General features: G+C 66.8%; 23 protein-coding genes. 14 read left to right on the top strand and 9 right to left on the bottom strand.

Annotated features, from left to right (window positions below; genetic code table 11):
* Window positions 1-121: 121 nt before the first annotated feature.
* The 3 genes from FFS72_RS02080 to FFS72_RS02070 are packed head-to-tail and all read right to left on the bottom strand — an operon-like array spanning window position 122 to window position 2,638.
* Window positions 122-931, bottom strand: a complete 810-nt coding sequence (locus tag FFS72_RS02080; RefSeq protein WP_137872366.1) for a DUF1707 SHOCT-like domain-containing protein — start codon at window positions 929-931, stop codon at window positions 122-124.
* Window positions 932-940: 9 nt separating this feature from the next.
* Window positions 941-1,792: a DUF1707 SHOCT-like domain-containing protein gene (locus FFS72_RS02075; protein WP_137872365.1), complete on the bottom strand. Its 852-nt coding sequence runs from the start codon at window positions 1,790-1,792 to the stop codon at window positions 941-943.
* Window positions 1,793-1,801: 9 nt separating this feature from the next.
* Window positions 1,802-2,638 (bottom strand): DUF1707 SHOCT-like domain-containing protein, encoded by an 837-nt coding sequence (locus FFS72_RS02070; RefSeq protein WP_137872364.1) that lies wholly within the window; start codon window positions 2,636-2,638, stop codon window positions 1,802-1,804.
* A 124-nt stretch (window positions 2,639-2,762) separates the two neighbouring features.
* Between FFS72_RS02070 and FFS72_RS02065 the strand changes: the two genes are divergently transcribed.
* The 4 genes from FFS72_RS02065 to FFS72_RS02050 all read left to right on the top strand — a co-directional run bounded on the left by FFS72_RS02065 (window position 2,763) and on the right by FFS72_RS02050 (window position 8,287).
* Entirely contained in the window at window positions 2,763-3,215 is a 453-nt protein-coding gene (locus FFS72_RS02065) for a DUF5318 domain-containing protein (protein WP_137872363.1), read from the top strand.
* A gap of 616 nt (window positions 3,216-3,831) precedes the next feature.
* Window positions 3,832-6,006: a transglycosylase domain-containing protein gene (locus FFS72_RS02060; protein WP_137872448.1), complete on the top strand. Its 2,175-nt coding sequence runs from the start codon at window positions 3,832-3,834 to the stop codon at window positions 6,004-6,006.
* A 21-nt stretch (window positions 6,007-6,027) separates the two neighbouring features.
* A complete protein-coding gene (locus FFS72_RS02055) occupies window positions 6,028-7,641 on the top strand; it encodes a glycosyltransferase family 87 protein (protein WP_137872362.1) in 1,614 nt (537 codons plus the stop codon).
* A gap of 61 nt (window positions 7,642-7,702) precedes the next feature.
* Window positions 7,703-8,287: an AMIN-like domain-containing (lipo)protein gene (locus FFS72_RS02050; RefSeq protein ID WP_502704067.1), complete on the top strand. Its 585-nt coding sequence runs from the start codon at window positions 7,703-7,705 to the stop codon at window positions 8,285-8,287.
* A 7-nt stretch (window positions 8,288-8,294) separates the two neighbouring features.
* On the opposite strand, the gene FFS72_RS02045 is transcribed toward FFS72_RS02050, so the two are convergent.
* A complete protein-coding gene (locus tag FFS72_RS02045) occupies window positions 8,295-9,665 on the bottom strand; it encodes a glycosyltransferase family 87 protein (RefSeq protein WP_137872360.1) in 1,371 nt (456 codons plus the stop codon).
* A 171-nt stretch (window positions 9,666-9,836) separates the two neighbouring features.
* Here FFS72_RS02045 and rpsF point away from each other — a divergent pair, with 171 nt between their 5' ends.
* The 5 genes from rpsF to dnaB all read left to right on the top strand — a co-directional run bounded on the left by rpsF (window position 9,837) and on the right by dnaB (window position 14,304).
* The gene (rpsF, locus tag FFS72_RS02040) at window positions 9,837-10,124 is read left to right on the top strand and encodes a 30S ribosomal protein S6 (RefSeq protein ID WP_050066722.1); all 288 of its coding nucleotides are present in this window, start codon (window positions 9,837-9,839) and stop codon (window positions 10,122-10,124) included.
* Window positions 10,125-10,207: 83 nt separating this feature from the next.
* Window positions 10,208-10,726, top strand: coding sequence for a single-stranded DNA-binding protein (locus FFS72_RS02035; RefSeq protein ID WP_050066721.1), 519 nt, complete (start codon window positions 10,208-10,210; stop codon window positions 10,724-10,726).
* A gap of 71 nt (window positions 10,727-10,797) precedes the next feature.
* Window positions 10,798-11,040, top strand: a complete 243-nt coding sequence (gene rpsR / locus FFS72_RS02030) for a 30S ribosomal protein S18 (RefSeq protein WP_050066720.1) — start codon at window positions 10,798-10,800, stop codon at window positions 11,038-11,040.
* Between the two features lie 17 nt (window positions 11,041-11,057).
* Window positions 11,058-11,513, top strand: coding sequence for a 50S ribosomal protein L9 (gene rplI, locus FFS72_RS02025; RefSeq protein WP_050066719.1), 456 nt, complete (start codon window positions 11,058-11,060; stop codon window positions 11,511-11,513).
* Window positions 11,514-12,057: 544 nt separating this feature from the next.
* A complete protein-coding gene (gene dnaB, locus FFS72_RS02020) occupies window positions 12,058-14,304 on the top strand; it encodes a replicative DNA helicase (RefSeq protein ID WP_137872359.1) in 2,247 nt (748 codons plus the stop codon).
* Window positions 14,305-14,772: 468 nt separating this feature from the next.
* Here dnaB and FFS72_RS02015 read toward each other — a convergent pair whose 3' ends face one another.
* The 4 genes from FFS72_RS02015 to FFS72_RS02000 form a co-directional block, all read right to left on the bottom strand.
* Window positions 14,773-15,120, bottom strand: coding sequence for a hypothetical protein (locus tag FFS72_RS02015; RefSeq protein ID WP_137872358.1), 348 nt, complete (start codon window positions 15,118-15,120; stop codon window positions 14,773-14,775).
* Window positions 15,117-15,998 (bottom strand): hypothetical protein, encoded by an 882-nt coding sequence (locus FFS72_RS02010; protein WP_137872357.1) that lies wholly within the window; start codon window positions 15,996-15,998, stop codon window positions 15,117-15,119. The genes FFS72_RS02015 and FFS72_RS02010 overlap by 4 nt, the downstream gene beginning before the upstream one ends.
* Window positions 15,999-16,416: 418 nt before the next feature.
* On the bottom strand, window positions 16,417-17,829 hold the full coding sequence (locus FFS72_RS02005) for a DUF6301 family protein (protein WP_137872356.1): 1,413 nt from the start codon (window positions 17,827-17,829) through the stop codon (window positions 16,417-16,419).
* A 1,057-nt stretch (window positions 17,830-18,886) separates the two neighbouring features.
* A complete protein-coding gene (locus tag FFS72_RS02000) occupies window positions 18,887-19,873 on the bottom strand; it encodes a helix-turn-helix transcriptional regulator (protein ID WP_137872355.1) in 987 nt (328 codons plus the stop codon).
* A 63-nt stretch (window positions 19,874-19,936) separates the two neighbouring features.
* Between FFS72_RS02000 and FFS72_RS01995 the strand changes: the two genes are divergently transcribed.
* On the top strand, window positions 19,937-21,076 hold the full coding sequence (locus FFS72_RS01995) for an epoxide hydrolase family protein (RefSeq protein ID WP_137872354.1): 1,140 nt from the start codon (window positions 19,937-19,939) through the stop codon (window positions 21,074-21,076).
* Between the two features lie 418 nt (window positions 21,077-21,494).
* Complete coding sequence (locus FFS72_RS01990) at window positions 21,495-21,821, top strand: hypothetical protein (RefSeq protein WP_137872353.1); 327 nt, start codon at window positions 21,495-21,497, stop codon at window positions 21,819-21,821.
* 204 nt (window positions 21,822-22,025) lie between these two features.
* Here the strand turns inward: FFS72_RS01990 and FFS72_RS01985 are convergent, their stop codons facing one another.
* The gene (locus FFS72_RS01985) at window positions 22,026-22,799 is read right to left on the bottom strand and encodes an SDR family NAD(P)-dependent oxidoreductase (RefSeq protein ID WP_137872352.1); all 774 of its coding nucleotides are present in this window, start codon (window positions 22,797-22,799) and stop codon (window positions 22,026-22,028) included.
* Between the two features lie 317 nt (window positions 22,800-23,116).
* Here FFS72_RS01985 and FFS72_RS01980 point away from each other — a divergent pair, with 317 nt between their 5' ends.
* From FFS72_RS01980 to FFS72_RS26920, 3 genes are all read left to right on the top strand, one after another.
* On the top strand, window positions 23,117-23,605 hold the full coding sequence (locus tag FFS72_RS01980; RefSeq protein WP_137872351.1) for a hypothetical protein: 489 nt from the start codon (window positions 23,117-23,119) through the stop codon (window positions 23,603-23,605).
* 62 nt (window positions 23,606-23,667) lie between these two features.
* The gene (locus tag FFS72_RS26310) at window positions 23,668-23,814 is read left to right on the top strand and encodes a hypothetical protein (RefSeq protein ID WP_171018514.1); all 147 of its coding nucleotides are present in this window, start codon (window positions 23,668-23,670) and stop codon (window positions 23,812-23,814) included.
* 84 nt (window positions 23,815-23,898) lie between these two features.
* A complete protein-coding gene (locus FFS72_RS26920; RefSeq protein WP_137872350.1) occupies window positions 23,899-24,294 on the top strand; it encodes a response regulator transcription factor in 396 nt (131 codons plus the stop codon).
* Window positions 24,295-24,399 lie beyond the last annotated feature (105 nt).

Here is a 24,399-nt window from a genome sequence, read left to right as displayed (position 1 = left end):
ACGGGTAGCAAACGAGAATGTGGCGCAGAAGTCACTCGTCCTCGGGATATCCGCTGACGAGTGCGTCGCAGAAAATAGCTTGACCTGGTGCTTTTGCCGGTGCGGGTGCGTGCGCCGACGCTCAGTCGGTGGGGATGTACACCTCGAGAACCTCGCCGCCGAAACCGACCGTCATGTACGCCGAGCGCTCGAACTCGTCGTCGACGTAGATGCGGACGACCGGTTCGGTGAGCTTGTCGTTCATGTCGTAGTCGAACCGCACCTGGCTGATCTCGCCGTCGGGGATTCTCAGCGTCTCCGGTGCGCCGGCGACGAGGGGGGCGAGCGCCGCGACATCGACGGCGCCGAGATCAAGCGTGCGCGCGTCCCTGTCCCGGGCCGAATCGCTGCCGAACGAATCGAACTCGCCGTCGTACGTGTAGTCCACGTACCTGGTCGGGTCCGTGTCCGACTGCCGGTCGACCGAGGCGCTCTGTGGGAACAGCAGGACCTCGTCCGCGACCGTGTCCCCGAAGTGCGCCTGATAGTCGTCGATGAAGAGCCGGATCCCGTCGCCGGTGGTGAGAGTGGGGATCGACCTCGACGACGCGAAACCGCTGCCTCCCGAGCACGACCCGGCCAGCGCGCCGATTCCGGCGGCGACCACGACAACGCCGGCCGCGACCGTCCACCTGCGGGTACCACCGGGGCGAACCTCTCGGGGCCGACGGTCCGGCCGGACGAGCGCCCAATCGACGTGCCGGGACGGGACCTGCAGGTCGTCGACCAACGTGCTCAACTGGTCCACGGTGACGGCCGTCATCGCTCGCGAGGTGCGGTCATCGTGCTCGCCGTCGGTGAGCTGGCCCTGTGCGTGTGCCGCGTCCAGCAGGCCGCACGTCTCGACGCGGTCGCTGTCCCGCGCCCGCAACTTCCGCCGAGTCGATGCCATCGGGAACCCTCACCCTCCGAACGGGTAGGTGTCGAGCACGTCGCCCGCAGGCGTGAGCCGGAGCCAACCGCTCTCGTCGAATTCGTTGCGCACGTGCACGTCGATCGCGGCACCCCGTCCGTAGCCCACGTCCTCCACGGAGATGACGGTGATGTCGCCGTCGGGCACGTTCACCAGCGCAGGAGTCTCGTCGAGGACGCGGGTCAGGGCTGTCAGGTCGATCGTGGCGAGGTCGACGGTCGGGGTGTCGATCGGGCGGGTCTCCACATCGCCGTACGGCGTGAACCCGTAGCGGTAGCTGTATCTCGCCTGCCGGTTGGCCTCGCGGGGAAGTGCGCGGTACACACTCGCGTCGTCGTCGTAGACATAGAGGACGTCAACCACCGTGTCGCCGAATGTGGCGCGGTAGTCGCCGATGAACTGCGTGAGACCCTCCGCGGTTCGCAGGTCGGGTGTCGGGATGACGCGGGCCGGGAGCGCGTCGAGGTCCGCCGTCGCCGTGGGCGCGGCGACCGGGGCCGCGTCGGCGTCGTCCTGCCCCACGAACCAGAATGCGGCAACGCCGGCTGCGACGGCAGCGGCCAGGGTCCCCGCAAGGAAGCGTTGTCTGCGGACGGCAGGGTCCGTGCGCACGTCGGCATCTCGCAGCGAGGTGGTCGGGCGCGGCGGCGTCGCATCCTGCAGGTCCGAGGTCAGGGATTCGAGGTCGCCGAGCGTTCTGGCGTCGGCGACCAGGTCGGTCCGCAGGTCGTGTTCCTCGACGTCCAGCTGACCGTCCGCGAAGGCGGCGTCGAGGAGGGTGAGCACGGCGGTACGGTCGGCGTTGGTCGCGCGGGTCGTCGACGGGTACGGGCGGGCCACGGCGGAATCCTATTTCGTCCGAATCACCTGTGGGCTGGCGCCCGCGAGGTCGGCGACCACGTAGCCGGCGGCGCGGCCGCCATCGGCTACGTAGACGGTGACGGTCGGTCGAATCGAATCGGCGACGAGCAGGTGCTCGACGTGCCCGGCCTCCGCCCCGACCAGTGCCGGCGCGTCGGCGATCAGCCGCTCGACGCCCACGGCGTCCACCTGCGTCAGATCCAGCGGTGAGGCCCGAGGAGGGATAGGTTCGGTGCCGGTCGGCTCGAACCGCTCGGCGAGCTCCAGGACGTCGACGCGTCCTGGTGCTCCGGCCGCCGCACGGGTCACCCGTACCCCGTCGGGATACAGCACGAGTGAGGTGGCGACGGTGTCGCCGAACTGGAATCGGTAGCGAGCCACCACGGCATCGATGCCGGCCGCGGTGAACGGGTCGATCGGCGTCGTGAGGTCGTGCGTCGGGGCGTCCGCGTGGGCGCCGGAGCCGGGATCGGCGAGGACGGCGGCAGGAGGGCCGGGGGCTTCGGTGTCCGATCCGTCCCGGCCGACGGTCACAACGACGACGCCGGTGACGAGGACGACACCCGTGATCGCCGTCGCGGCGACGAGTCGGGCGCGAGTGGACCGGTGGCCGACCGGGTGGGTGGAGACGACCGAGGTGGGCAGCTGCAGGTCCGAGGTGAGTGCCCGGAGATCCCGAAGGGTCACGGAGGACGCGGCCTGTGCGATCCGGTCGTGGTATTCACCGGCGCCGAGCTGCCCCTCCTCGTAGGCGGCGTCGAGCAGCCAGCGGGCGTTGGTGCGGTCGAGGTCCCTGGCCCGGGTCGAATCGCGCAGCGGTGACACCCGGGAATCATAGAAGTGGCGCGACGCCCTGCCGTGTGTGGATCGTCACCCGTGTCCACGTGGGCGATTCTTCCTGTTTGTCCAGGAGCGGCAGCCGGAATCTGCAGCACGACCCGAGACCGGAATGGGTCTCCCACGTACTCTGGTCAACGTGCGATTGCAGCGGCAGGTGGTGGACTACGCCCTCCAGCGGCGATCCCTGCTGGCCGAGGTGTACTCCGGCCGGACCGGGGTGACCGAGGTGTGCGATGCCACTCCCTACCTGCTGCGCGCCGCGAAGTTCCACGGGACCCCGTCGGACATCGCGTGCCCGATTTGTCGAAAAGAGCAGCTCACGCTGGTGTCGTGGGTGTTCGGCGACAAGTTGGGCCCGGTGTCCGGATCGGCCAGGACCGCCGAGGAACTGGTTCGCCTCGAGGCGACGCAGGAGGAGTTCTCCGTCCACGTCGTCGAGGTGTGCCGGACCTGCAACTGGAACCACCTCGTGCAGTCGTACGTTCTCGGGTCGGTACCGACACCGAAACCGGCACGCACGCGAACGACCCGCGCCCACACCAGGCGCACGGCGAGTGAGTGAATCGCGCCGACGACCTTGACCGAGGCCGAACCGGCCGATACCGAGTGACACTGTCGTGTCCACGCAAGTACTGGAGATACCCCACGTGAGTTCCCCCTACAACGATCCGCAGGGTGGTCGACCCACCGGAGAGCCTCGTCCCGGCCCGCACCCGGGTGGGCGCCCTCCGGGGTACTCGCAGCCGAATCAGCCGCCCGGTTACGGCAGGCCCGGTCCGGCTCAGCCCGCACGACCCGGGCAGGGCCAGCCGCCGCGGTATCCCGCCGGCGGCCCCGGTGGCCGACCCCCGCAGCCGTACCCGGGTCAGCCGCGCCCGCAGCAGGGTGCGCCGCGTCAGCCGCAGGATGCGCCGCGACAGCCGTACCCGCCGCAGTCGGGGCAGTCCGGGCAGCGTCCCGGCGCTCCGCTTCCCCCTCGTCCGACCCCGCCCAGCCAGCCGGACCGGACCAGGCAGTCCGCGTCGGCCCAGCCCCGCGCCACCACCGGCGCTGCCGCGACGTCCCGTCCCACGCAAGCGGGCGGTGGCGGCGGTCGTCCTCCCGCAGGTCCCCCGCCCACCGGTCGCTCCGGTGGGTCCGGTGGCACCGGCGGGCAACCCCCGACACCCCCGAAGAAGATGAAGTCGAAGCGCTGGAAGATCATCCGCCGAACCGCCTACAGCCTCGTCGCGCTCGGCCTGGTCGTGCCCATGCTGGTGTTCATGGTCGCGTACGTCGGTCAGGACGTGCCGCGTCCCGGTGACATCAAGACCAATCAGGTCGCGACGATCTATGCCAGCGACAGCAGCACCGTGATCAGCACCATCGTGCCGCCGGAAGGCAACCGCACCGACGTGTCGATCGACGAGATCCCCGAGCACGTTCGCAATGCGGTGCTCGCCGCGGAGGACCGCGACTTCTACTCGAACCCGGGCTTCTCGGTGTCCGGATTCGCTCGCGCGGCCCGGGACAACGTGCTCGGCCGGGAGAGCGCGGGTGGTGGCTCGACGATCACCCAGCAGTACGTGAAGAACGCACTCGTCGGCTCGGAGCGCTCCCTCACTCGAAAGATGAAGGAGTTGGTCATCTCCGCGAAGATGGCCCGCCAGTGGGCGAAGGACGACATCCTCGCCGCCTACCTGAACACCATCCCGTTCGGTCGTGGCGTGTTCGGTATCGCGGCCGCTTCGGAGGCGTACTTCGACAAGCCGGTCGGCGAGCTGACCGTCGAGGAGGGCGCCGTCCTCGCCGCGACGATCCAGCAGCCGTACGGCCTCGACCCGTCCACGAACCCGACCGGAGCCGAAACCCGCTGGGGCTACGTCCTCGACGGCATGGTCGGTGCGAAGACACTTGACGCCGGTCAGCGCGCGGGGATGGTCTACCCGTACGTGGTGCCGCAGGAGGAGGCCGACACCGGTGCCGTCGGCAGCGGTCCGGCGAGCCTCATCCGCAGGCAGGTCGTCAAGGAGCTCGAGGCCAACGGCATCAACGAGCAGGTGCTCAACACCGAGGGCCTGCAGATCACCACCACCATCGACAACCAGGCGCAGCAGGCCGCGCTGGACGCGGTCGCCACCAACATGGAGGGCGAGAACCCGGAGACCCGAACGGCCGTCGTCTCGATCGACCCGCGTACCGGTGGCGTCAAGGCCTACTACGGCGGCGAGCAGGGCGCGGGCTACGACTTCGCGCAGGCCGCCCTGCAGACCGGTTCGTCGTTCAAGGTGTTCGGTCTTGCGTCGGCGCTGAACGAGGGGATCCCGCTGTCGAAGATGTACGACAGCGGCCCGCTCACCCTCGGCGGCGTCACCATCACGAACGTCGAAGGCGAGTCCTGCGGCAACTGCACCATCGCCGAGGCGCTCAAGCGGTCGCTGAACACCAGCTTCTACCGGCAGATGCTGTCCATCGAGGACGGTCCGGAGAAGATCGCGGAGATCGCGCACAAGGCGGGCATCCCCGAGCAGATCCCGACCGTCGATGGCACCAGCCTCCAGGAGCCGAACGGCAAGTCGGAGAACGGAATCGTGCTGGGCCAGTACCAGTCCCGCGTCATCGACATGGCCTCGTCGTACGCGACGCTCGCCGCGTCCGGCGTCTACCGCGCACCGCACTTCGTCCAGAAGGTCGTCACCTCGGACGGCACCGTCCTGCTCGATCGCGGTGAGGCGTCGACGGGCGAGGTTCGGCTCAAGCCCGCGGTCGCGGACAACGTGACCGCGGCGATGCAGCCGATCGCCGCGTACTCGAAGAGCCACGGCCTCGCCGGGGGCCGCGTGTCGGCCGCGAAGACCGGTACGGCGCAGCTCGGCGACACGGGTCAGAACAAGGACGCCTGGATGGTCGGCTACACGCCGTCGCTGTCGACCGCGGTCTGGGTGGGTACCGAACAGGGTCTGCCGCTGACGAATGCGTGGGGCGGCCTGATGTACGGATCGGGTCTGCCGTCGGACATCTGGAAGGACACGATGGACGGTGCGCTCGAGGGCACCGACAACGAGACGTTCCCGAAGCCCGAGGCGATCGGTGGCCAGGCCGGTGTGCCGGCGTACACGGCGCCCTACACGCCGCCGCCGACCACGACTCCGTCGTCGCCGAAGTTGACGCTGCCGCCGGTGGTGGTGACGACGACTCCGGTCGAGGTCCTGCCGGGCATCACGATCCCGATCCCCGGGTTGGCGCCTGCCCCGACGACGGGCCGGGGGACCACGGCGGACGGACCCGCTGCGGGTCAGCCGACCGTCGGGGACGAGGAGGAGTCCGATACGCAGGGCTACGGGCAACTCGTGCCCCGGGGACAGGGACGGTAGGCGGTCGGTAACGTCGCCCCCGTGGCCGACGACTCAGGGGACAGCGCAGCGGATTCCACGGGACCGGTGACCATCGCGTCGCCGGCCCCGCTGGCCGACGACCTGCGCAGCGTCGATCGGGACCTGCCGAGCCGCACCGACGCCCTCAGCGCGCAGGTGTCGACGGTGCTCGGCGGTCCGGTGGGCAAGCGGGCGGTGATCGGGCGGCAGCCGTTCTGGACGCCGCTGCGGGTGATCCTGCTGCTCGCGGTGATCTTCCTGGCTCTGGGATGGACGGCGAAGGCGCCCTGCATCCAGCAGGCCCCGAATGGGCCGGACGGTGCACTCGGCCTGGATTGGAGCGGCAGCCGCCAGTACACGGCGCTCTGCTACTCGGACACGGTGCCGCTGTACGGTGCGGAACGCCTCGACCAGGGCGCGTTCCCGTACAAGAAGTCCTGGGAGGAACCGGCATCCGACGGTTCCGTCCAGACCCGCTACATGGAGTATCCGGTTCTCGCGGGGCTCTATCAGTACGCGTCGATGACGGTCGCGAAAGCGTGGCACGCGGCGCCGTGGCTGCCCGGTGCGCTGCAGGTGGTGCTGTACTTCAACGTCGTCGCGTTCGGCTTGGCGATCGCCTGGCTGGTGACGGTGTGGTCGACGGTGCTGCTCGCGGGCAGGCGGGTGTGGGACGCGACGCTCGTCGCGGTGTCCCCCCTCGTCGTGGTGCACGCGTTCACCAATTTCGATCCGCTGGCAACGGCTTTCGCGGGAACGGGGTTGCTCGCGTGGGCGCGCCGGAAACCGGTTCTCGCGGGCGTGCTGCTGGGGCTCGGCGGGGCCGTGAAGATGTATCCGCTGCTGCTCCTCGGTCCGCTCCTCGTCCTGTGCCTGCGCGCGGGTCGCGTCCGCGACTGGTGGCGGGCGACCGTCGGCGCGGGTGCGGCGTGGCTCGCGGTGAATCTGCCGATCGCGCTGCTGTACCCCTCCGGGTGGTGGGAGTTCTTCCGGCTCAACTCGGAACGGGGCGCCGACCCGGATTCGCTGTACAACGTGGTCTCGTCCTTCACGGGGTGGGCGGGATTCGACGGTCCGCTCGCGCGCGGGGAGAGTCCGACGACGCTGAACGCGGTGTCGCTGCTGCTGTTCGTCGCGGTGTGCGTCGGCATCGGGTGGATCGGATTGACGGCGCCGCGCCGGCCGCGGGTGGCGCAACTGTGCTTCCTGCTGGTCGCCGGGTTCCTGCTGACGAACAAGGTGTGGAGTCCGCAGTACTCGCTGTGGCTGGTGCCGCTCGCGGTACTGGCACTCCCCCATCGTCGAATCCTGTTGGCGTGGATGACGATCGACGCGATCGTGTGGGTGCCTCGGATGTTCTACTACCTCGGGGTGTCCAACAAGGGCCTGCCCGAGCAGTGGTTCACCGGAACGGTCGTGGTCCGCGACCTCGCGGTGATCGTGCTGTGCGTCATGGTGATTCGGCAGATCTATCGTCCCGCCGAGGACCTGGTGCGCGGCGCAGGTGTCGACGATCCCGTCGGCGGCGTCCTCGACGGCGCGCCCGACGCCCCGCCCCGCTGGCTGCCCCGATGGTTGCGTCCCGTGCCGTCGCCGCAGGCGTGGTCTACGGCCGGTCCGGTGCGGATCGGCTGACGGATCGGCGTTTTCCGGCCGCGCCACCCGGTTCGACGGATAGATTTCGACCGTGACGCGTATGAAGCTCGTCGGCTGCCTCGCCGCGGTGGCGGTCCTCTCGGCATGTGGATCGGAAACCTCCACCGGTCCCGCGGTGTCGAGCGGATGCTGTGTGGGCCTGCCGCAGTCCGGCACCCTCGTCGTCGGCACACCGGCGGCGCCGCCTGCGACGATGGAAGCCGTTCCGGTCGTCCCGAACGCGCCAGCCTACTCGTCGCCGCCGTTGCCCGTGCTGACCGCCGTCGATCTGGCGGCCGCGGGTGGACGCGACGAGATCACCTTCACCGTTCAGGGGGACGGAGCCGTCGGGTGGTCCCTGCGGGCCGTCTCCGAGGTGATTCCGTACGGCGGCGCCACGATCGCACCGGTCGCCGGGGAATCGATCGTGCAGGTCGATCTCAGCGGGGTGACGGGTCCCGGCGAGCAACCCCAGCAGCACGTCGACCCGGACCTCGGCAGCGTCGTGGAGGTCGTCGAGCTTCCGGCGCTCGACTCGATCGTGCAGTCGTTCATCGGGCTGCGCGCCGACGCCGGTGCCGTCGAGGTCGATGAGCGTGCGGTCGACGGCGGCATGCAGTTGGTCGTGTCGATCGGTGACCGCTGACGGGTGGTCAGACTGGGCTCGTCCCCACCGGGACGGCGGTGGTCTCGGGTGAGTCGTCCTCGGTGTTCCGTCGGCGGCGTAGGTCCGCACGGAGGAACAGGACGTAGAACACCACCAGGAGAACCGCGCGTCCCCACACGCCGAACTGGACGGCGAGTTCCTCGGTGGACGCGTCCTCCCCCGCACTGAGGGCGGCGAAGTAGCGGAACACGCCGATACCCATCGACAGGTCCGCCAGCAGGTAGCCGGCGACGAGCGTCCACGGCACGCGCAGCAGGACGAGGAACGGAATGAGCCACAGCGTGTACTGCGGTGAATGCACCTTGTGCAGCAACAGGAATCCGCACAGCATCGCCCCGCTCACCGCGACCCACGCGTACGTGCCGTCACGCCGGTAGCGGCGCCAGCCGAACCACAGTGCCAGCGCGAACGACGCGAGGACGAGGAGCGGTGATGCGAGGGACACGAACCGCGCGTAGTCGCTGTCGGTGCCCTCGACCGAATCGAACAGGGGCCGAATTCCCCAGAACCACACGGAGTTCGTGGTGACGTCGGCCTGACGGTCGGACTGGAAGGTGAACGACGCCAGCCACCCGTCCCACCCGAGGATCGCGAACGGCAGGTTGATCGCCACCGTCGTCGCGACCGCGGCACCCGCGACGGCGAGCGCACCCTTCACGTCGTACCGGCCGGGCACGGACGCGGGCAGTTCGCGTCCGCCCACTCCTCCGGTGAGCACGAACGCGATCAGAGGCAGGACGAAGATGCCCGGGTAGATCTTGAAGCAGAAGCCGACTGCGAGCAGGACCGCAGCGAGCACGCCCCGCGTCCGGAGCGGCACGCGGTCGAACGCGACGACGACGAAGATGCCTGCGGTGGCCGCGGCGACTACGGGAAGTTCCCAGTTGTGGAAGGCGTAGAGCACGAGCGGTGGGCCCGCCGACCACAGCAACGCGGCCCATCCGGACATGCGGCCGAGCATCCATGCCGTCGCCAGCGCGAACGGAGCCAGGATCAGCGCTGACTGGAGCAGGAACTCGGCGTCGGTGTGCGCGCCGATCGCGCCGAGCCACATCAGCAGCCCACTCAGCACGGGGTACTCGACGGTGCCGCCCGTCAGCCCGCCAGAGTCGGTGATCCCGCCGCTCAGGTACGGGAAGACGTGGTCGTTGATGCTGCGCCCGAGCCAGAGGAACTGGATGTCGGAGTAGCAGACGGAGGAGTCCTTGAGACGGTCGAACACGAGGCTGCGGCCCTGCGAGTCGTAGGGGACTCCCGAGCACCGAGCCTTGTTCAGGTAGCCGAGCGCCAGCGTCAGACCGCACACCAGCGTCACCACGAGGGGCGTCCACAGGTTCGCCCGGGTCGGTGTCCGCATGCGAACCACCCTATGGGCACCGACGCCCGAAGTTGGACGCCCGGAGGGTGTGGGGGCGATTTCGCAGGTCAGCGGCACCTCGTGTACCCTGCAAAGGTTGCTGACGCAACGACCCTCCTGTCACGGAACGTCCGTGACCGTTACACAGTCCATAGGAGGTGATGAGGTCTTATGCGTCATTACGAACTGATGGTCATTCTCGACCCCAGCCTGGACGAGCGCACCGTCGCCCCGTCGCTGGATACGTTCCTCAATGTTGTCCGCCAGGACGGCGGCTCCGTCGACAACGTCGACATCTGGGGCAAGCGTCGTCTCGCCTACGAGATCGCCAAGCACAGCGAAGGCATCTACGCGGTCATCGACCTGAAGGCGACCCCGGACACGGTCAACGAGCTGGATCGCCAGCTCGGCCTGAACGAATCGGTGCTCCGCACCAAGGTTCTGCGCCACAACAAGTGACCTGTCTGCGTCGAGCCGCGAGTGTCCGAGTGACGCCCTAGGCTCGGGGCAATCTGGATTCCACACACTGCAGGAGGAACCGCATGGCAGGCGACACCGTGATCACCGTCGTAGGAAACCTGACGGCCGATCCCGAACTCCGCTTCACCCCCGCGGGTGCAGCGGTCGCGAACTTCACGGTCGCGTCCACGCCCCGCACGTTCGACCGTCAGAGCAACGAGTGGAAGGACGGCGAAGCGCTGTTCCTCCGCTGCAACATCTGGCGTGAGGCAGCGGAGAACGTCGCCGAGTCGCTGACTCGTGGTTCGCGGGTGATCGTGCAGGGCCGGCTCAAGCAGCGGTCCTACGAAACCCGTGAGGGCGAGAAGCGCACCGTTGTGGAGCTCGAGGTCGACGAGATCGGCCCCTCGCTCCGTTACGCCACGGCCAAGGTCAACAAGGCCAACCGTGGTGGCGGCGGTGGCGGCGGCGGGTTCGGTTCCTCGGGTGGCTCGGGCGGTGGACGCCCGGCGTCTTCCGGTCCGGCCGACGATCCGTGGGGCAATGCCCCGCAGGCGTCCGGCTCCTTCGGTGGCGGTGGAAACGACGAACCGCCGTTCTGATCCCGGCCGGGGACTGAAGGTCCCTGTCGCGGATCGAACGCGAGAAACATTGAGAAGTACGGAGAAGGACAATGCCGAAGCCGCCGTTGCGCGACAAGGTGATGAAGAAGAAGGTCTGCACCTTCTGCAAGGAAAAGAACGTGCAGATCAACTACAAGGACACGACGCTGCTGCGTAAGTACGTCAGCGACCGCGGCAAGATCCGCGCGCGCCGTGTCACCGGCAACTGCGTCCAGCACCAGCGGGACGTTGCGGTTGCCGTGAAGAACTCGCGTGAGGTCGCCCTGCTTCCTTACGTCTCTACGGCTCGCTAAGGAAAGGGAGGGAAGACATGAAGCTGATCCTCACTGCTGACGTGGACAACCTCGGTGCGCCCGGCGACACCGTGGAGGTCAAGGACGGCTACGGCCGCAACTACCTGCTGCCCCGCGGCCTGGCCATCGTTGCCACCCGTGGCGCGCAGAAGCAGGTCGACGGCATCCGTCGTGCCCAGGAAGCGCGCGCTGTGCGCGGCCTGGACCACGCCAAGGAGCTCAAGGCCGCTATCGAGGGCGTCGAGGGCATCTCGCTGTCGGTGAAGACCGCAGGCGACTCGGGCAAGCTGTTCGGTTCGGTCACGGCCGCCGACGTTGCCGGTGCCATCAAGGCTGCGGGTGGCCCCGTGGTCGACAAGCGCTCGATCGAGCTGCCGAAGGCTCACATCAAGGCTGTCGGCAAGCACCTGGTGCTGGTCAACCTGCACCCGGATGTGACCGCCAAGTTCCACCTGAACGTGGTTGCCGGCTAGTCCGACACCCGTTCACGGCGGGGCCCCGCAGACCTGGTCTGCGGGGCCCCGTTTTTTGTGTTTCACGCGAAACGGTGCACGTCAGAACGTTGTGACGGATACCTAAACAACCATTCACACGCTGGGTTGTGTCACTGTGTGGCACATCACCTTGTGAAAGCGAGTGGTATGCGCAACACGCCCGGCTTGTCAAGAGATGTGACACGCCGAACGACTTTCAATCCACATGTGTGTGAACGGATAAACAGGCCCTCACCTGGATGTTTGTGATGTGTGATGTTCGTTGTCCCCAGTTTGTCCACAGCTGGTGAACAGTGCCGTTCAGGCGATTCCACAATTCATCCACAGGTGTGTGCACAACCCGATGTTGATCGGAACCGCAACGGTGCATAACGTCGTCGCGGGCGTGTCCACGAAGCGCCCTGCGAGCCGGCCGATCGGCGCAGCCGCGGGATCGTGTCGGTGGGCAGGCGTATCAATCTTGTACGGTGTCCGGCTGGCGTTCTGCACGGCGGGCACGTACTCCGGAAGGGACGGTTATCGCGTGGCGGTTGTCGACGATCGCGGACACTCGGACTACCCGGAGCCGGACGAGCCGCCCCGTGAGGACTTCGGGCGTCAGCCCCCACAGGACATGACCGCGGAACAGTCCGTGCTCGGCGGCATGCTGCTGAGCAAGGACGCCATCGCGGACGTGCTCGAGAAGCTGCGTCCCGGCGACTTCTACCGTCCCGCCCATCAGAGCGTCTACGACGCGATCCTCGACCTGTACTCGCGCGGTGAGCCCGCCGACCCGGTCACCGTCGCCGCAGAGCTGGACCGCAAGGGCGAACTGCGCCGCATTGGTGGTGCCCCGTACCTGGTGACGCTGACCCAGACGGTCCCCACGGCAGCCAACGCCGGCTACTACGCGGAGATCGTCGCGGAGAAGTCGATCCTGCGTCGCCTCGTCGAGGCCGGCACCCGCATCGTCCAGTTCGGCTACGCCGGCGCCGACGGCCAGGACGTCGCCGAGGTCGTGGACCGCGCGCAGGCCGAGGTGTACGAGGTCACCGAGAAGCGTCGCGCCGTCGAGGACTTCGTCATCCTCGAGGAACTGCTGCAGCCCACGATGGACGAGATCGACTCCATCGCCAGCCGCGGTGGCATCTCCCTGGGTGTGCCCACCGGCTTCAGCGAGCTCGACGAGGTCACCAACGGCCTGCACCCGGGTCAGATGATCATCGTCGCGGCGCGCCCCGGTGTCGGCAAGGCGCTCGCGCTGGACACTCCCCTGCCCACCCCGACCGGCTGGACCACGATGGGCGAGGTGGCCGTCGGTGACCTTCTCGTCGACGCGCACGGCAGGCCCACAACCGTCGTAGCGGCGACCGAGGTGATGACCGACCGGCCCTGCTACGAGGTTGAGTTCTCGGACGGCACCGTCCTCGTCGCCGACGAGCAGCACCAGTGGGCGACGGAGGTCGACGGCTCCCCCGCCGTCCGGATCACCGGCGACATCGCGGCCACCCTCGACGCCGGACACGTCGTCGTCAACGCCCGGCCGCTCGACCTGCCCGCGGAGTCGCTGCCCGTCCCGCCGTACACGCTCGGGGCGTGGCTCGGCGACGGCACCGTCGCCGCCTCGGCGGCCGACCCCGAAATGGTCATGCGGATCGAAGCCGAAGGTGACGCCGACCTCGCCGCCGTGTGCGACGCCGGTGCGCGGCGGATCCCCGCCCGCTACCTCCGTGCGTCGCAGTCGCAGCGCCGCATGCTGCTCGCCGGTGTCCTCGACACCGTCGCGACCGTCGCGGAGGACGGCTCGATCGGGATCACCGCTCCGGGAACGGAATTCGTGCCCGGCCTCGCCGACCTGCTCGCCGGGCTCGGCTACGAGTTCCGGGTCGACGGAACCACGGTCACGTTCGCGACCGAGGACGACGTGTTCGGCGGTCACCGGAAGGCGATGCTGCACAAGGAGTTTCGCGGCAACCACCCCGGCCGCGTCGGTGTGCGCCGCATCGTCGCGGTCCGCCGCATCGACAGCGTCCCCGTGCGGTGCGTCGAGGTCGACAACGCCGACCACCTGTACCTCGCGGGCCGCACGATGGTCCCGACGCACAACTCGACGATCGGCATGGACTTCATGCGGTCGTGCTCCATCAAGCACGGCATGGCCAGCGTCCTTTTCTCCCTGGAGATGAGCAAGACGGAAATCGTCATGCGACTCCTCTCGGCCGAGGCGAAGATCAAACTGTCGGACATGCGGTCCGGCAAGATGACCGACGACGACTGGACCCGTCTGGCCCGGCGGATGAGCGAGATCAGCGAGGCGCCTCTGTACATCGACGACTCCCCCAACCTCACGATGATGGAGATCCGCGCAAAAGCGCGGCGGCTCAAGCAGAAACACGACATCAAGCTCGTCGTCCTCGACTACCTGCAGCTGATGACGTCCGGCAAGAAGGTCGAATCCCGTCAGCAGGAAGTCTCCGAATTCTCGCGTAGCCTCAAGCTTCTCGCGAAGGAACTCGAAGTGCCCGTCGTCGCGATCTGCCAGCTGAACCGTGGCCCCGAGCAGCGAACCGACAAGCGCCCGCAGGTGTCCGACCTCCGTGAGTCCGGCTCACTCGAGCAGGACGCCGACATGGTCATGCTGCTGCACCGGCCCGACGCATTCGAGCGGGATGATCCGCGCGGCGGCGAAGCGGACATCATCCTCGGTAAGCACCGAGGTGGTCCTACGGCCACGATTACCGTTGCGCACCAGCTGCATTACTCCAGGTTTGTGGACATGGCGCGGGGGTAGTCGACTGTTGTAGGTTCCGGATCTAGTTGGCCTTTTCCGGGCCTATATGTCCCGCACTTGTCATAAATCCAACCTATTTGTCCATACGGGCTGCAATTCGATAGCTGGAGAATCTGACGCGTCGGGCATTCAGTGCCAGCCCGTCCCTTTCGCCCGTCGAACGGCGGAGCAGGTACGCCAAGCCGGTCGGCAGTGCAGCGATCGGGTCAGGTACGTGAACTGATCGCCCAGAGCCCTGTCCGAGATCTGCAATCTGCTGACCGCCGTCCTCACTAGGTATCGACGGCGCCGAGGTCACCAGATCCGAACCCGACTGTGCCACTTCAGAACTCGGGAACAGACCGGGCGAATCTGCCGGCAGTTGTTCGACGACGACCAAAATTTGGGCAGGTCCCACCTGTGCCGCGCCGGCTGCGGGCGTCGCTCCCGGCGGCCATACCGGAATCCCGCCCTCTCGGATAGGCGAGGTCAGCGGCCTCGGGCGCGCCGATATTCTGGAAACCTGTCCGCCAGAGCTCTATCAAACGCGGCAGCACGCTCGAATGAATCAACATTCGGCTGTACGTGATCGCGTTCGAGGTGCGACGCCATCAATTTTCCTGCATCAGTGACGTTGCCATTGACGATGCACAAGAGAACCGCCGCCCGTAGAACACGGGGGTTGATCCGGTCGTGTGAGGTACCCGGGATCGGCTCCTCCGCCACCGCGATCATCTTCTCGAGCGAGTTGCGGTCGTCGAACCATGCCGCGGCCGCACCGGATACGCGGTGTTCGAACCACTGCACGGCAGTCGGCACGTCCGCTGCGGTAATCACCCAGGGCGCCTTCCCACGGACTCGATACCCGGCATGTCGTTGAAAAGCTGCCAATCAACATCCTTATGGCGCGGGTTGTCTGGCCTGTCTCCTCGCAGGAGTGCCTCGGGCGGCATCGATCGCAGTATGTCGCCGACCGATGGAGATATCAGGAAGGCAGTTCCCGTGCATATCGCGGCACCGTCCCTCGAATAGCTAATAAGTGCTTCCACGGCAGCGATGGTATTCGGAATGCCAACAGCATTACTCTTGAACCAGAAGGCACCCTCATTGCTTTCCGCGAGGGGTTCAGATGGCATGTATCCCGCGCGTACCATTGCGCCGGTCAATTCCACCTTGATCATGTTCGCAGCGTGGTCTCTTTTGCGACCAGCCATAACCGGCGCCAGGAGCTCGTAGCGCGGTTCGTCCAGCACCTCGCCACACACGTAGTCGGTCAGCTCTTTGGCGATCCCGAGAATCAGGTTCGCCGCATCGACATCTTCGCCGGCGTCGGCCGCGGCCCGCAGCTGCTGGATTTCGGGATCGAGTTCGGCGGGAAGTTCCCCGTGCTGTACCCATTCGCCGTCGTCGCTGAATACCTCGCACCGCTGCTCGCCATCGTGCCGTCCCGACAGATAGGCGTAGCCGGGGCCGTCGATTTCCGACACTGCCCACAGTCCACCGCCACGCGACAACACTGCCAGGTTCCAGTTGTCGGACACCTCCTCATGAGCGCTGGCCTCGACGATCAGGTATCGCCCGTCCGGTAGCTGCCGGCCCACGAAGGGCCTGGAGGGCGAGTCCACCCAGGTGCCGGTCGGCATCAGCCCCAAACGCCGGTGCACCTCCTCGCGTGTGAGGTCTTGAAACGCAATCCAATTCGATGAGAAGCCCATTGCCGGTTTTCAGTCCTTTCGTGACGCTGCTGAACCCTAACCGGGCGCTCCGACATCGGGACGTCCCGCGGTACCGGCCAGCACAAGTCCTCGTCAGGACGCATGCGCTGGTGTGCCGAACAGGGCATGGGGAGTGGCGGGTGGATGGCTGAACGCATGCAGAGACAGCGTTGATGGACATCGCCCGCGGCGGTGCGCCGGTCCTGTCCTAGTCCCAAACCCCAATGAATGGGCACGTGAACCGGGTTTGCGCGCATCCTGCCCACTGATCAGTGGCTGGTCTCGTCCCTACGCTGTGCCGCGTGAAGTGCGGCGAGGTACGCAGCGGACCTGCCAGCACGGATCGCGGGCGCCTCGGAAACCGAGGCACCGCGCCGTGCCAATGCGGATCGAACAGATGTATGGGCCAGCGCTCGGTTCATCCGGTAAAGCCCAGCCGGATCGTGTCCAGCGTCTGGGTCCCCTGTGGGGTCCACGCCACCATTTTCAGGTCGGTGGGGGACGCGACGCCCAACTTCCGCAATGCCGCTGTGGTTTCCGCGGCGATCAGGCGGCCTGATTGGAGTTCGGGTGGGTACGTCTGCTTGAACGGTTCGGCTCCTGGAAGGTGAATTTGCAGACCTGCACCATCGTCGGCGAACCAACCGTGAATGAAGGTTCCGGGGTCCTCGGCCACCCGAAATCCCCACACAACCGCGGTCGCATATGGAGCGAGCAGCGGCAGGTCATACGCGAGCGATGGGAACAGTTTAGTGATGTAGTCGTCGAGCATCGACCACGTCTCCGCGCGTCGTTCCGGGACCCACCAGTCCCGGGTCCCGAAGCGGGCTCCGTCGGCGCCAGTGGTCATCTGCCAGCTCTCCGGCGGGTTCCAGCCGTCACCCCACTTCCACTCCCAGTACTCCAAGCTCTCGACGGCCTCGGTTGGTGTAACGGAGAAGTGCAGACCGTTACCGGTTTCCAGCGTGTAGGTGACGTCCGCCCCGCGCCAGATCGCCTGTGTGTCAGGACCTCCGACGACAGGCGGTGGACCGAGCAACTCGACGCACAACCGGAGCGCGGCAGCGTAGGCCTGCGGCGTGACTCGCCACGACAGCGACTGGTCCAGAGTCAGTCGCCAGTACGTTCCGAAACCCCACCGGTCGGGATCCATGTAGTCCTTGGTCCGACTGGCATGCAACGAGGCCCGCAGTGCGTCCCCGTTCAGTTCGGCTACCAGATCCTCTCGGAACAGACGCCCTTCGCTGATGTCGATCGGCCACCCGACCGCGTCGAACAGCGGTTCCAGATCGGATCGGGACCAAGACCCGAAGTGCGCGTCGGCGATTCGCGGCAGCGCGGCGAGGAACGGCGCAAAATCTGTGCGCTGCTCATCCTGTTCCTGCCATGCCCGATACAGTGCTTCCGTCGACCTGTGCGCATCAGGGCTGAGCAGGCGGAAGTACACGCGGTCCGTCGGGCGGTGCAGTTCGACAACCACCTGCGGCAACACCCAGACAAGAACTCCCTGGACGATGCTGGGGTCAGGCTCGCCCCAGGCCTCGATCAGCTCCGTACGAAGTGCAGCGGACCCCGTCCACAGCGCGTCGCGCTCAGGATCGTCTACCGAGTCGAGGACGATGTCCGCGATATCAACCATCACGACATCGATTTCGGTGCTCGTCTCGGAGTACAACTCCGAGCCACGCAACTTCGAGCCACGCAACTCGAACGGGGCGAGCAGGCTCTGCAAGCGCTCGATATCGCTGGCCGACCACGACCAGTCGAATCGCTCCACCTCCCGCGCTACTCGCATCGCTTCGGCAACATCAAACACGGGAGATTCGCTCACGCGGAGCGACGCTACTATCAGCCTCCGACACCCGGACCAGGCCCTCGATCATGCGTTGGGCCAATGGAGATGTCGGTGGCGCCTGGGTCGCGGCAGGGTGCCGGCACGGAGTGTCATGCCTCGCAGATCCGGGAGTCCTCGCTGGTGGCGTTGAGATAACGGGGGATGCTCGCCGCGGCCGGTGGTCTGTGACCATCGATCGGTTTATCCGCTTGCTCCACTGAATTGGGACAACCTTCTGCGGATTCCGGTGGACAAGTGTCGTGGAAGATCTTGATAGTCGCAGGTCATTCGGACGAGTAGTTCTGGAACCTACGCTGCTGCTGCTGCTGACAAAAGTCGGACATGTTGAGATGTTGAGACAGAAATCGGACATTTTCCGGATTGTTGAGACAGGCCTCGGTCGCCATCGCCCGAATTGCGGGTCGCGAAATCGAAAGATGGTGGGAGCGCGTTCTCGTCGGTCGGTTGGCTGAGTCTGGCGCTGGGACGTTGTGGTGAACTTGGGACCAACTGGAAGTGGGCCCTGCACAAGGAGCCCTCGCAGGATCAGCGTGCAGGACGGGTAACCAGGACTGGTTGATGGCGGTTGACTGAGGTATCCGATCTGCGCGCAAGAGGTGATGCCCACCTCTTGCCGAGACGACACCCGACGCCTTGCTCCGGTCCTTCATCACCACCAAGCGTCGTCTCGCAAGACCCACACGGCAAGGAGTTGCACGGAACGCGCCGCGACCCGGGCAGCGACCGTGTTGCGCGCCGGGACCGGCAGATCCCGCTGCCGGCAGGTCATGGCGATCTGTCGGTACACCACCGGTTGGCGGGCGTGCGGTCATGCGGTCCAGACGGAAGAATCGCCGACGATAGTGCAGATCACTTCTCACAGAAGCCGATCAGAAGACCCCACTACGACCCTCCGTCGCCCAGGATGCCGTGCAGCCGACCGATGAAACCGGCCTGCGACATGGAGCTCTCTGCAACCAACGCCTCAATAGGGCGCTGCAACAACAGTGTCAATCAGTCGAAAACTGCCCGCGACCGCGGGCAACGGTGTGACTCACAAATCGTCCGGACCGATTGAGGGTGGTGACACCGGAGTGCCGGTGGCGCGGTGGAGTCTGCTCGCGAGCTTGTTGAATGCGAGCGACAGTTCGTCTCCTTCGATGATTTCGAGGTCGGTGTCGAGCTGTACCAACCAGAGTGCGAGTCGCGCCGGGTCTCCCGAGTCGATCTCGATGATGCACGTGGAGCTGCCAATGCTCTCGACGGTGATTGGTATGGGAGTCTTCGCAGCGACGGTGGCGGCGGGAGCATGGACGAGTACTCGGGCGTGGTAGATGCGGCCTGCTGTGGTGATGCGTCTGGTGACGTATCCGATGACGTCGCGGTCAGGGTCTGCGCGGGGCCGGAATGTCACGCCGGTTGGTGGGCGTGCGGTCATGCGGTCCAGGCGGAAGATTCGCCAGTCGTCGCGGTCCAGGTCCCACGCGAGCAAGTACCAGAGGTCTCCCCAGTTTATGAGACGTTGCGGTTCCGTATGGCGTGCTTGTTCGCTGCGTTCGGGTTTGGTGTATCCGAACCGGAGCCGCTGGTGGCCGCGAATCGCGGAAGCGACGACGCTGAGTGCTGCGAGGTCCAGGGGCGGTGCAGTTCCGGGGACTGTGTTCGTTGCCTCCCGGACTGCGCCGACGCGTTGGCGTAAACGTGCCGGGAGCACCTGCTCCAACTTCGCGAGCGCGGTGATCGATTCCTCTTCAGCTCCAGCTCTTCCGGTTGCGAGTGCGCTGAGTCCGACCGCCACGGCAACGGCTTCGTCATCGTTGAGCAGGAGCGGAGGCATCACAGCTCCTGGTGCGAGACGGTACCCACCCGCGACGCCAGGGCGTGCGTCTACGAGATAGCCGAGTGAACGCAGCTTGCTGATATCTCCGCGCACAGTCCTGGTGCTCACCCCCAAGCGGTCGGCGATCTCGGAGCTCGTCCAGTCGCGTCTGAGCTGGAGAAGCGAGAGCAACTCAAGCAAGCGGGCCGAGGTTTTCAACATGCCATCCATCATTCCCCCAAATGCGGAAGCTATCCTTCCGCGATCCCTGAAATGGTGGGCGTCATGATCGAAAACAAGACACTCACACCGTTCCGCATCACCGTCCCCCAAGCCGATATCGACGATCTGCGAGACCGGCTGGCGCGAGCCCGCTGGCCGCACCCGGTGCCCGGCCGAGACGATCGCGCCGATTTCAGCCGCGGTATCCCGATGGCATACCTGCGAGAGCTCGCCGAGTACTGGCGCGATGACTTCGACTGGCGCGCGCAGGAAGCGCGCCTCAACGAGATCGAACAAGTCACGACGATCATCGACGGTCAGGCCTTTCACATCGTCCATGCGCGGTCGTCAAACCCGCACGCAACCCCGCTGCTGCTGCTCCACGGCTGGCCGGGCTCATTCGTCGAGTACCAGCGACTCCTCCCGCTACTGACCGACGAATTCCATGTCGTCATCCCGTCGCCGCCGGGCTTCGGCTTCTCCACCCCCCTTGCAGGTACGGGCTGGGAGCTGGCGCAGACGGCCGAAGCCTTTGCGGAGATCATGACCCGACTCGGGTATCAGCGGTTCGCGGCGCATGGCACCGATACCGGTACCGGCATCATGGCGCGCCTGGCAACTATCTACCCGGAGCGAGTGATCGGCACGCACTACGGCAGTGAGCGTCGGCTGCTGGGCTTGGTCGGAGTGCTTTTCCCTGCGCCCGCTGACCTTTCCGGCGAGGAGAGTAGCCAACTCGCTGTCATGCAGGCCGAGGCTGCCTCCGAGCGCGGGTACCTCGAGATGCAGAACCACAAGCCGGACACGATCGGGGTGGCTCTCACCGATTCGCCGGTCGCCTTGCTCGCGTGGATCGCTGAGAAGTTCAAGGCTAGGGACAGCAGCTATCGCACCCCGGACGAGTCGGTCGACCGCGACCAACTCCTGGCGAACGTCACCTTGTACTGGTTCACGCGCAGCGGCGAGTCAAGCGCCCAGTTCTACTACGAGGCGCAGCATTCCACGGTCGAACCCGCTATGTTCGCGCCCGTCCCGACCGGGTGGGCGGTCTTCGACACTCACCCACTCATGCGCCGTGTCATGAACCCCACCGGAGCGATCGCCCACTGGAGCGAGTACGCCGAAGGTGGCCACTTCCCCGCCATGGAACAACCGACCTTGCTCGCAGACGACATCCGCACCTTCTTCCGCAGCATCCCCTGACCAGAACTGCGGGCAGCGACGTGGCCGACGCTTCTCTCGTTCGGGAACGGCGGCCACGCCAAGAGCCTCGCTGTGGACCAACGCCCACAGACAACAACGTTGATCATGGGCGGGCGCCGGTCGTCGAACAACATCCGGGTAGGCCGATCTACTGCTTCATCAACACCCACACGCCGGACCACCGGCGCAGCGACCGAAGAATGTGATTGAGGCAGAGGGGTTTTGGTGATCCTGAGCCAGACCCCATCAAGGTTGGTTTCGCCGGATCCCGAGTGAAGATTCCGGGTCAAGTCGCCGAGGGAGTGCGGTATCGCTGGCCCTGCGCGGAGATGTAGGTGTCCAGAGTCGGAGTCGGGGCGGCCATGACCGACTCGACTTGTTCCAGGAGTTGCGGCGGGCAGTGTGACATCCGGCGGCGATGCGGCGGACGATCGGGTCGAAGAAGCTCGTTCGCTCGTTCCTGAATATGGCCGCCGCCGCGCACGGTGGTCCTGTTCGAGCATCTGCAGGCGATGTTCGAAGCCGACCCGTCTCTCCGGTCACCGGTGAGCTGCGGCGCCTCGTCGAACAACCCACTGCGGCAGGAAAACTCGGCCTCCCGCCGCATGCTACCGTCGATCAGGTCCGCTCCGAGGCCAGCGAGAAACGCTCGTGGGCGCACACGCAGGCCCCGTCGACGATGATTGCGGCGGAGGACGCCACCCTGGTTGTTCTCATCCGCACCTACGGGATGCTCGCTGCCTGAACTTGCACCGCATCGTCATCGTTCCCGGGTCTGACTTGCGAGCGAGTCACAGCATGACGGAAGGCATGTCCTAGATGACTACTACGCGATCTGACGGCCTTCTCACGGGTCCTCGGCGCCCGCCAACGGGCTGAGCGAACGGCACATTCACTCAGATGCCGTCGGCGGGCAGCGGCGCTGACGTCTGCGGTCAGCGACGCTCGATCACATGCGCTGCGAGGAGATGTTGCCGCCGTCGACGACCAACTCGCTGGCGGTGATGTAGCTGGCCTCGTCGGAGAGCATGAACCGCACGGCACGGCCGACCTCCTCCGGCTTGCCGAGGCGGCCCATCAGGATGCGGCGCTCGAAGGTGCCCTCCGGCAGCAGGTCGACGGTCGGCTGCAGCATCGGAGTGAGGATCTGGCCGGGGGAGACGCAGTTGATGCGGATGCCCTCGGGGCCGAGCCGGTCGGCGAGCGAACGCACGACCGCGAGCATGCCGCCCTTGGCCGCGGAGTAGACCGGGTTGATCGCGTTGCCGAGGTGGGCGTTGATCGACGAGATGCCGACGATCGCCGAGCCCAGGTTGGCCTGGAAGTCCGGCAGCAACTCCTTCGTCAGCAGCACCAGCGGGCGCAGGTGGGTGTTGATGCCCAAATCCCATACGTCCACGGTGACGCCCTCGAGCGAGCCCTGGTCGACGACGCCGGCTGCGTGCACGAGGCCACCGATCTTCGGTAGCGCGGCGCGGGTGGTGGCCAGTGCGTCCGCGTACAGGTCCGGGTTGCTCAGGTCGATGCCGACGCCGATGGCGGCAACGCCGAACTCGGCGGCGATGGCCTCGGCCTCGGACTTGGCCCTGGCCTCGTTGAGATCCCAGAGCGCGACGGGGCGGCCGGCCTCGGCGAGCGCGCGGGCGGAGGCGAGGCCGATGCCGGAGGCTCCGCCGGTGACGACGACGGCGGTCGTGAGGGAGGGCTTGGTGGAATCAGACATGGGTCAAGCCTGCGCTCGCCCGTCGGCGGCGACAAACCCCTCTCCCGCTCAGCGGCTACGGGGCCAGGGCGCGATCGTTACCCCTGCCGGGTGAACTTCGCGCCCAGGCGCCGCAGGTTCCTTGAGGCCGCGGGTGGAGGTGGTCGCGGTGCGCCATGGCGGCGACCAGCCGCTCGGTCATGCCCTCCTGCGCGCACACCTCCGTCTTCAACAACCGCCTGTCCGCGAAAACAGGCGGGTCGACGGCGAGTAGCGTGCGCCAACCCGGTGGCTTCTCGGGTCAGGGAACCGTCGTCCCCGGGCGCTAGGCTGGCGCAGTGTCGATGAACTTCATGCTGGGCTTCGTGCCGAACACCGACCTCCATGCCTTCGGAGCTGACGCCGAATCGACCATCGACTTCGGCGACGCGAGCCGCAGCACCGCGGCCGGCCCGTCGGCTGCGCAGGTCGGCACGCACGTGGTGCTCGTGGATCCCGGTCTTGATCTCCAGCAGCTTCCGCAGCTCTCCGATCCGCCCGCGGGAACGGTGCTCGTCACTCTCGGGGGCACGAGCGACGTCTACGTGGTCCAGTCGTTCGGAGACGACCCCCGCCTCCGAGTGCTCGCCGAGCGCGAGGTCGCCGAAGACCTCGGCGCCCAGATCGACGCCGAGGCGGTGTTCGAGACCGAGGACGACCCGGAGGACGCACACCTGGAGTTCGTCTGCCGTCTCGCCGGGATCACGGTCGAGGAGCTGTGGAACCTCGAGTGGGCGCCGCTCGCGTCGGGCCGGGGCGGGTTCTTCGGTCGTCTCTTCGGTCGCTGAGGCTCAGTTCGGATCGTGCGGAGTTACGCGGCCGGCGTCGGCCTGCGGTAGTCGCGATCCACATGACCCAATACGGCGAGACGGTGTCGCCGACCTTCACGGTCAACGAGGCCGGCACTCCGGTGCCGACTCCCGAGACCCTGGGGTGTGGGGGCGGCGGAAGCCTCGATGCCTTCGACTCCGGCAGCCCGGGCAGCCTCGGATTCTGACGCCTGAGCCGCGAACCGCTGGCAGCGCATGAGCACGAGCGCGATGGTTGCCCGCCGGATCTGCCGGGTCCGGCGTCCGCGACGATGGTTCCTGGGGGGCACTGCGGGCGGGCCGCCGGATTCCTCCTCAAGGAAGCATCCGCCGCCGACCTCGCCGACGCCGTCCGGAGCGTCGCCCGCGGCGACGCGCTGCTCTCGCCGGACCTGACCAGGCGGCTGATCACCGAGTTCTGCCGCCTGGAACCTCGCGACCACGCCGACGACACCGCACGGGTACACACCCTCACCGCACGAGAGTCGGAGGTGCTCGTCCTCATCGCACGCGGGCTGTCCAACGGTGAGATCGCCTCGACGCTCGTCGTTTCGGAGGAAACCGTCAAGACCCACGTCGGCAGGATCCTCGGCAAACTGCAGCTCCGCGACCGCACCCAAGCCGCCATCTACGCGTACGAGTCCAGACTCGTCCGCCCGAAAGACTGAGAACTGCGACAAAATTCCGGGGCCACCTCTGATCGGCCACGATCCCGACGATCACAGCGAAGATGACGAGGACCAGGCCGACCGGTCTGGGAGTCCTGCGGGTCT

Origin of the sequence: Rhodococcus sp. Q (genome assembly GCF_005503035.1) — a bacterium.
GTDB lineage: Bacteria > Actinomycetota > Actinomycetes > Mycobacteriales > Mycobacteriaceae > Rhodococcus_G.
This window is presented reverse-complemented; position numbering and strand designations above follow the sequence as displayed.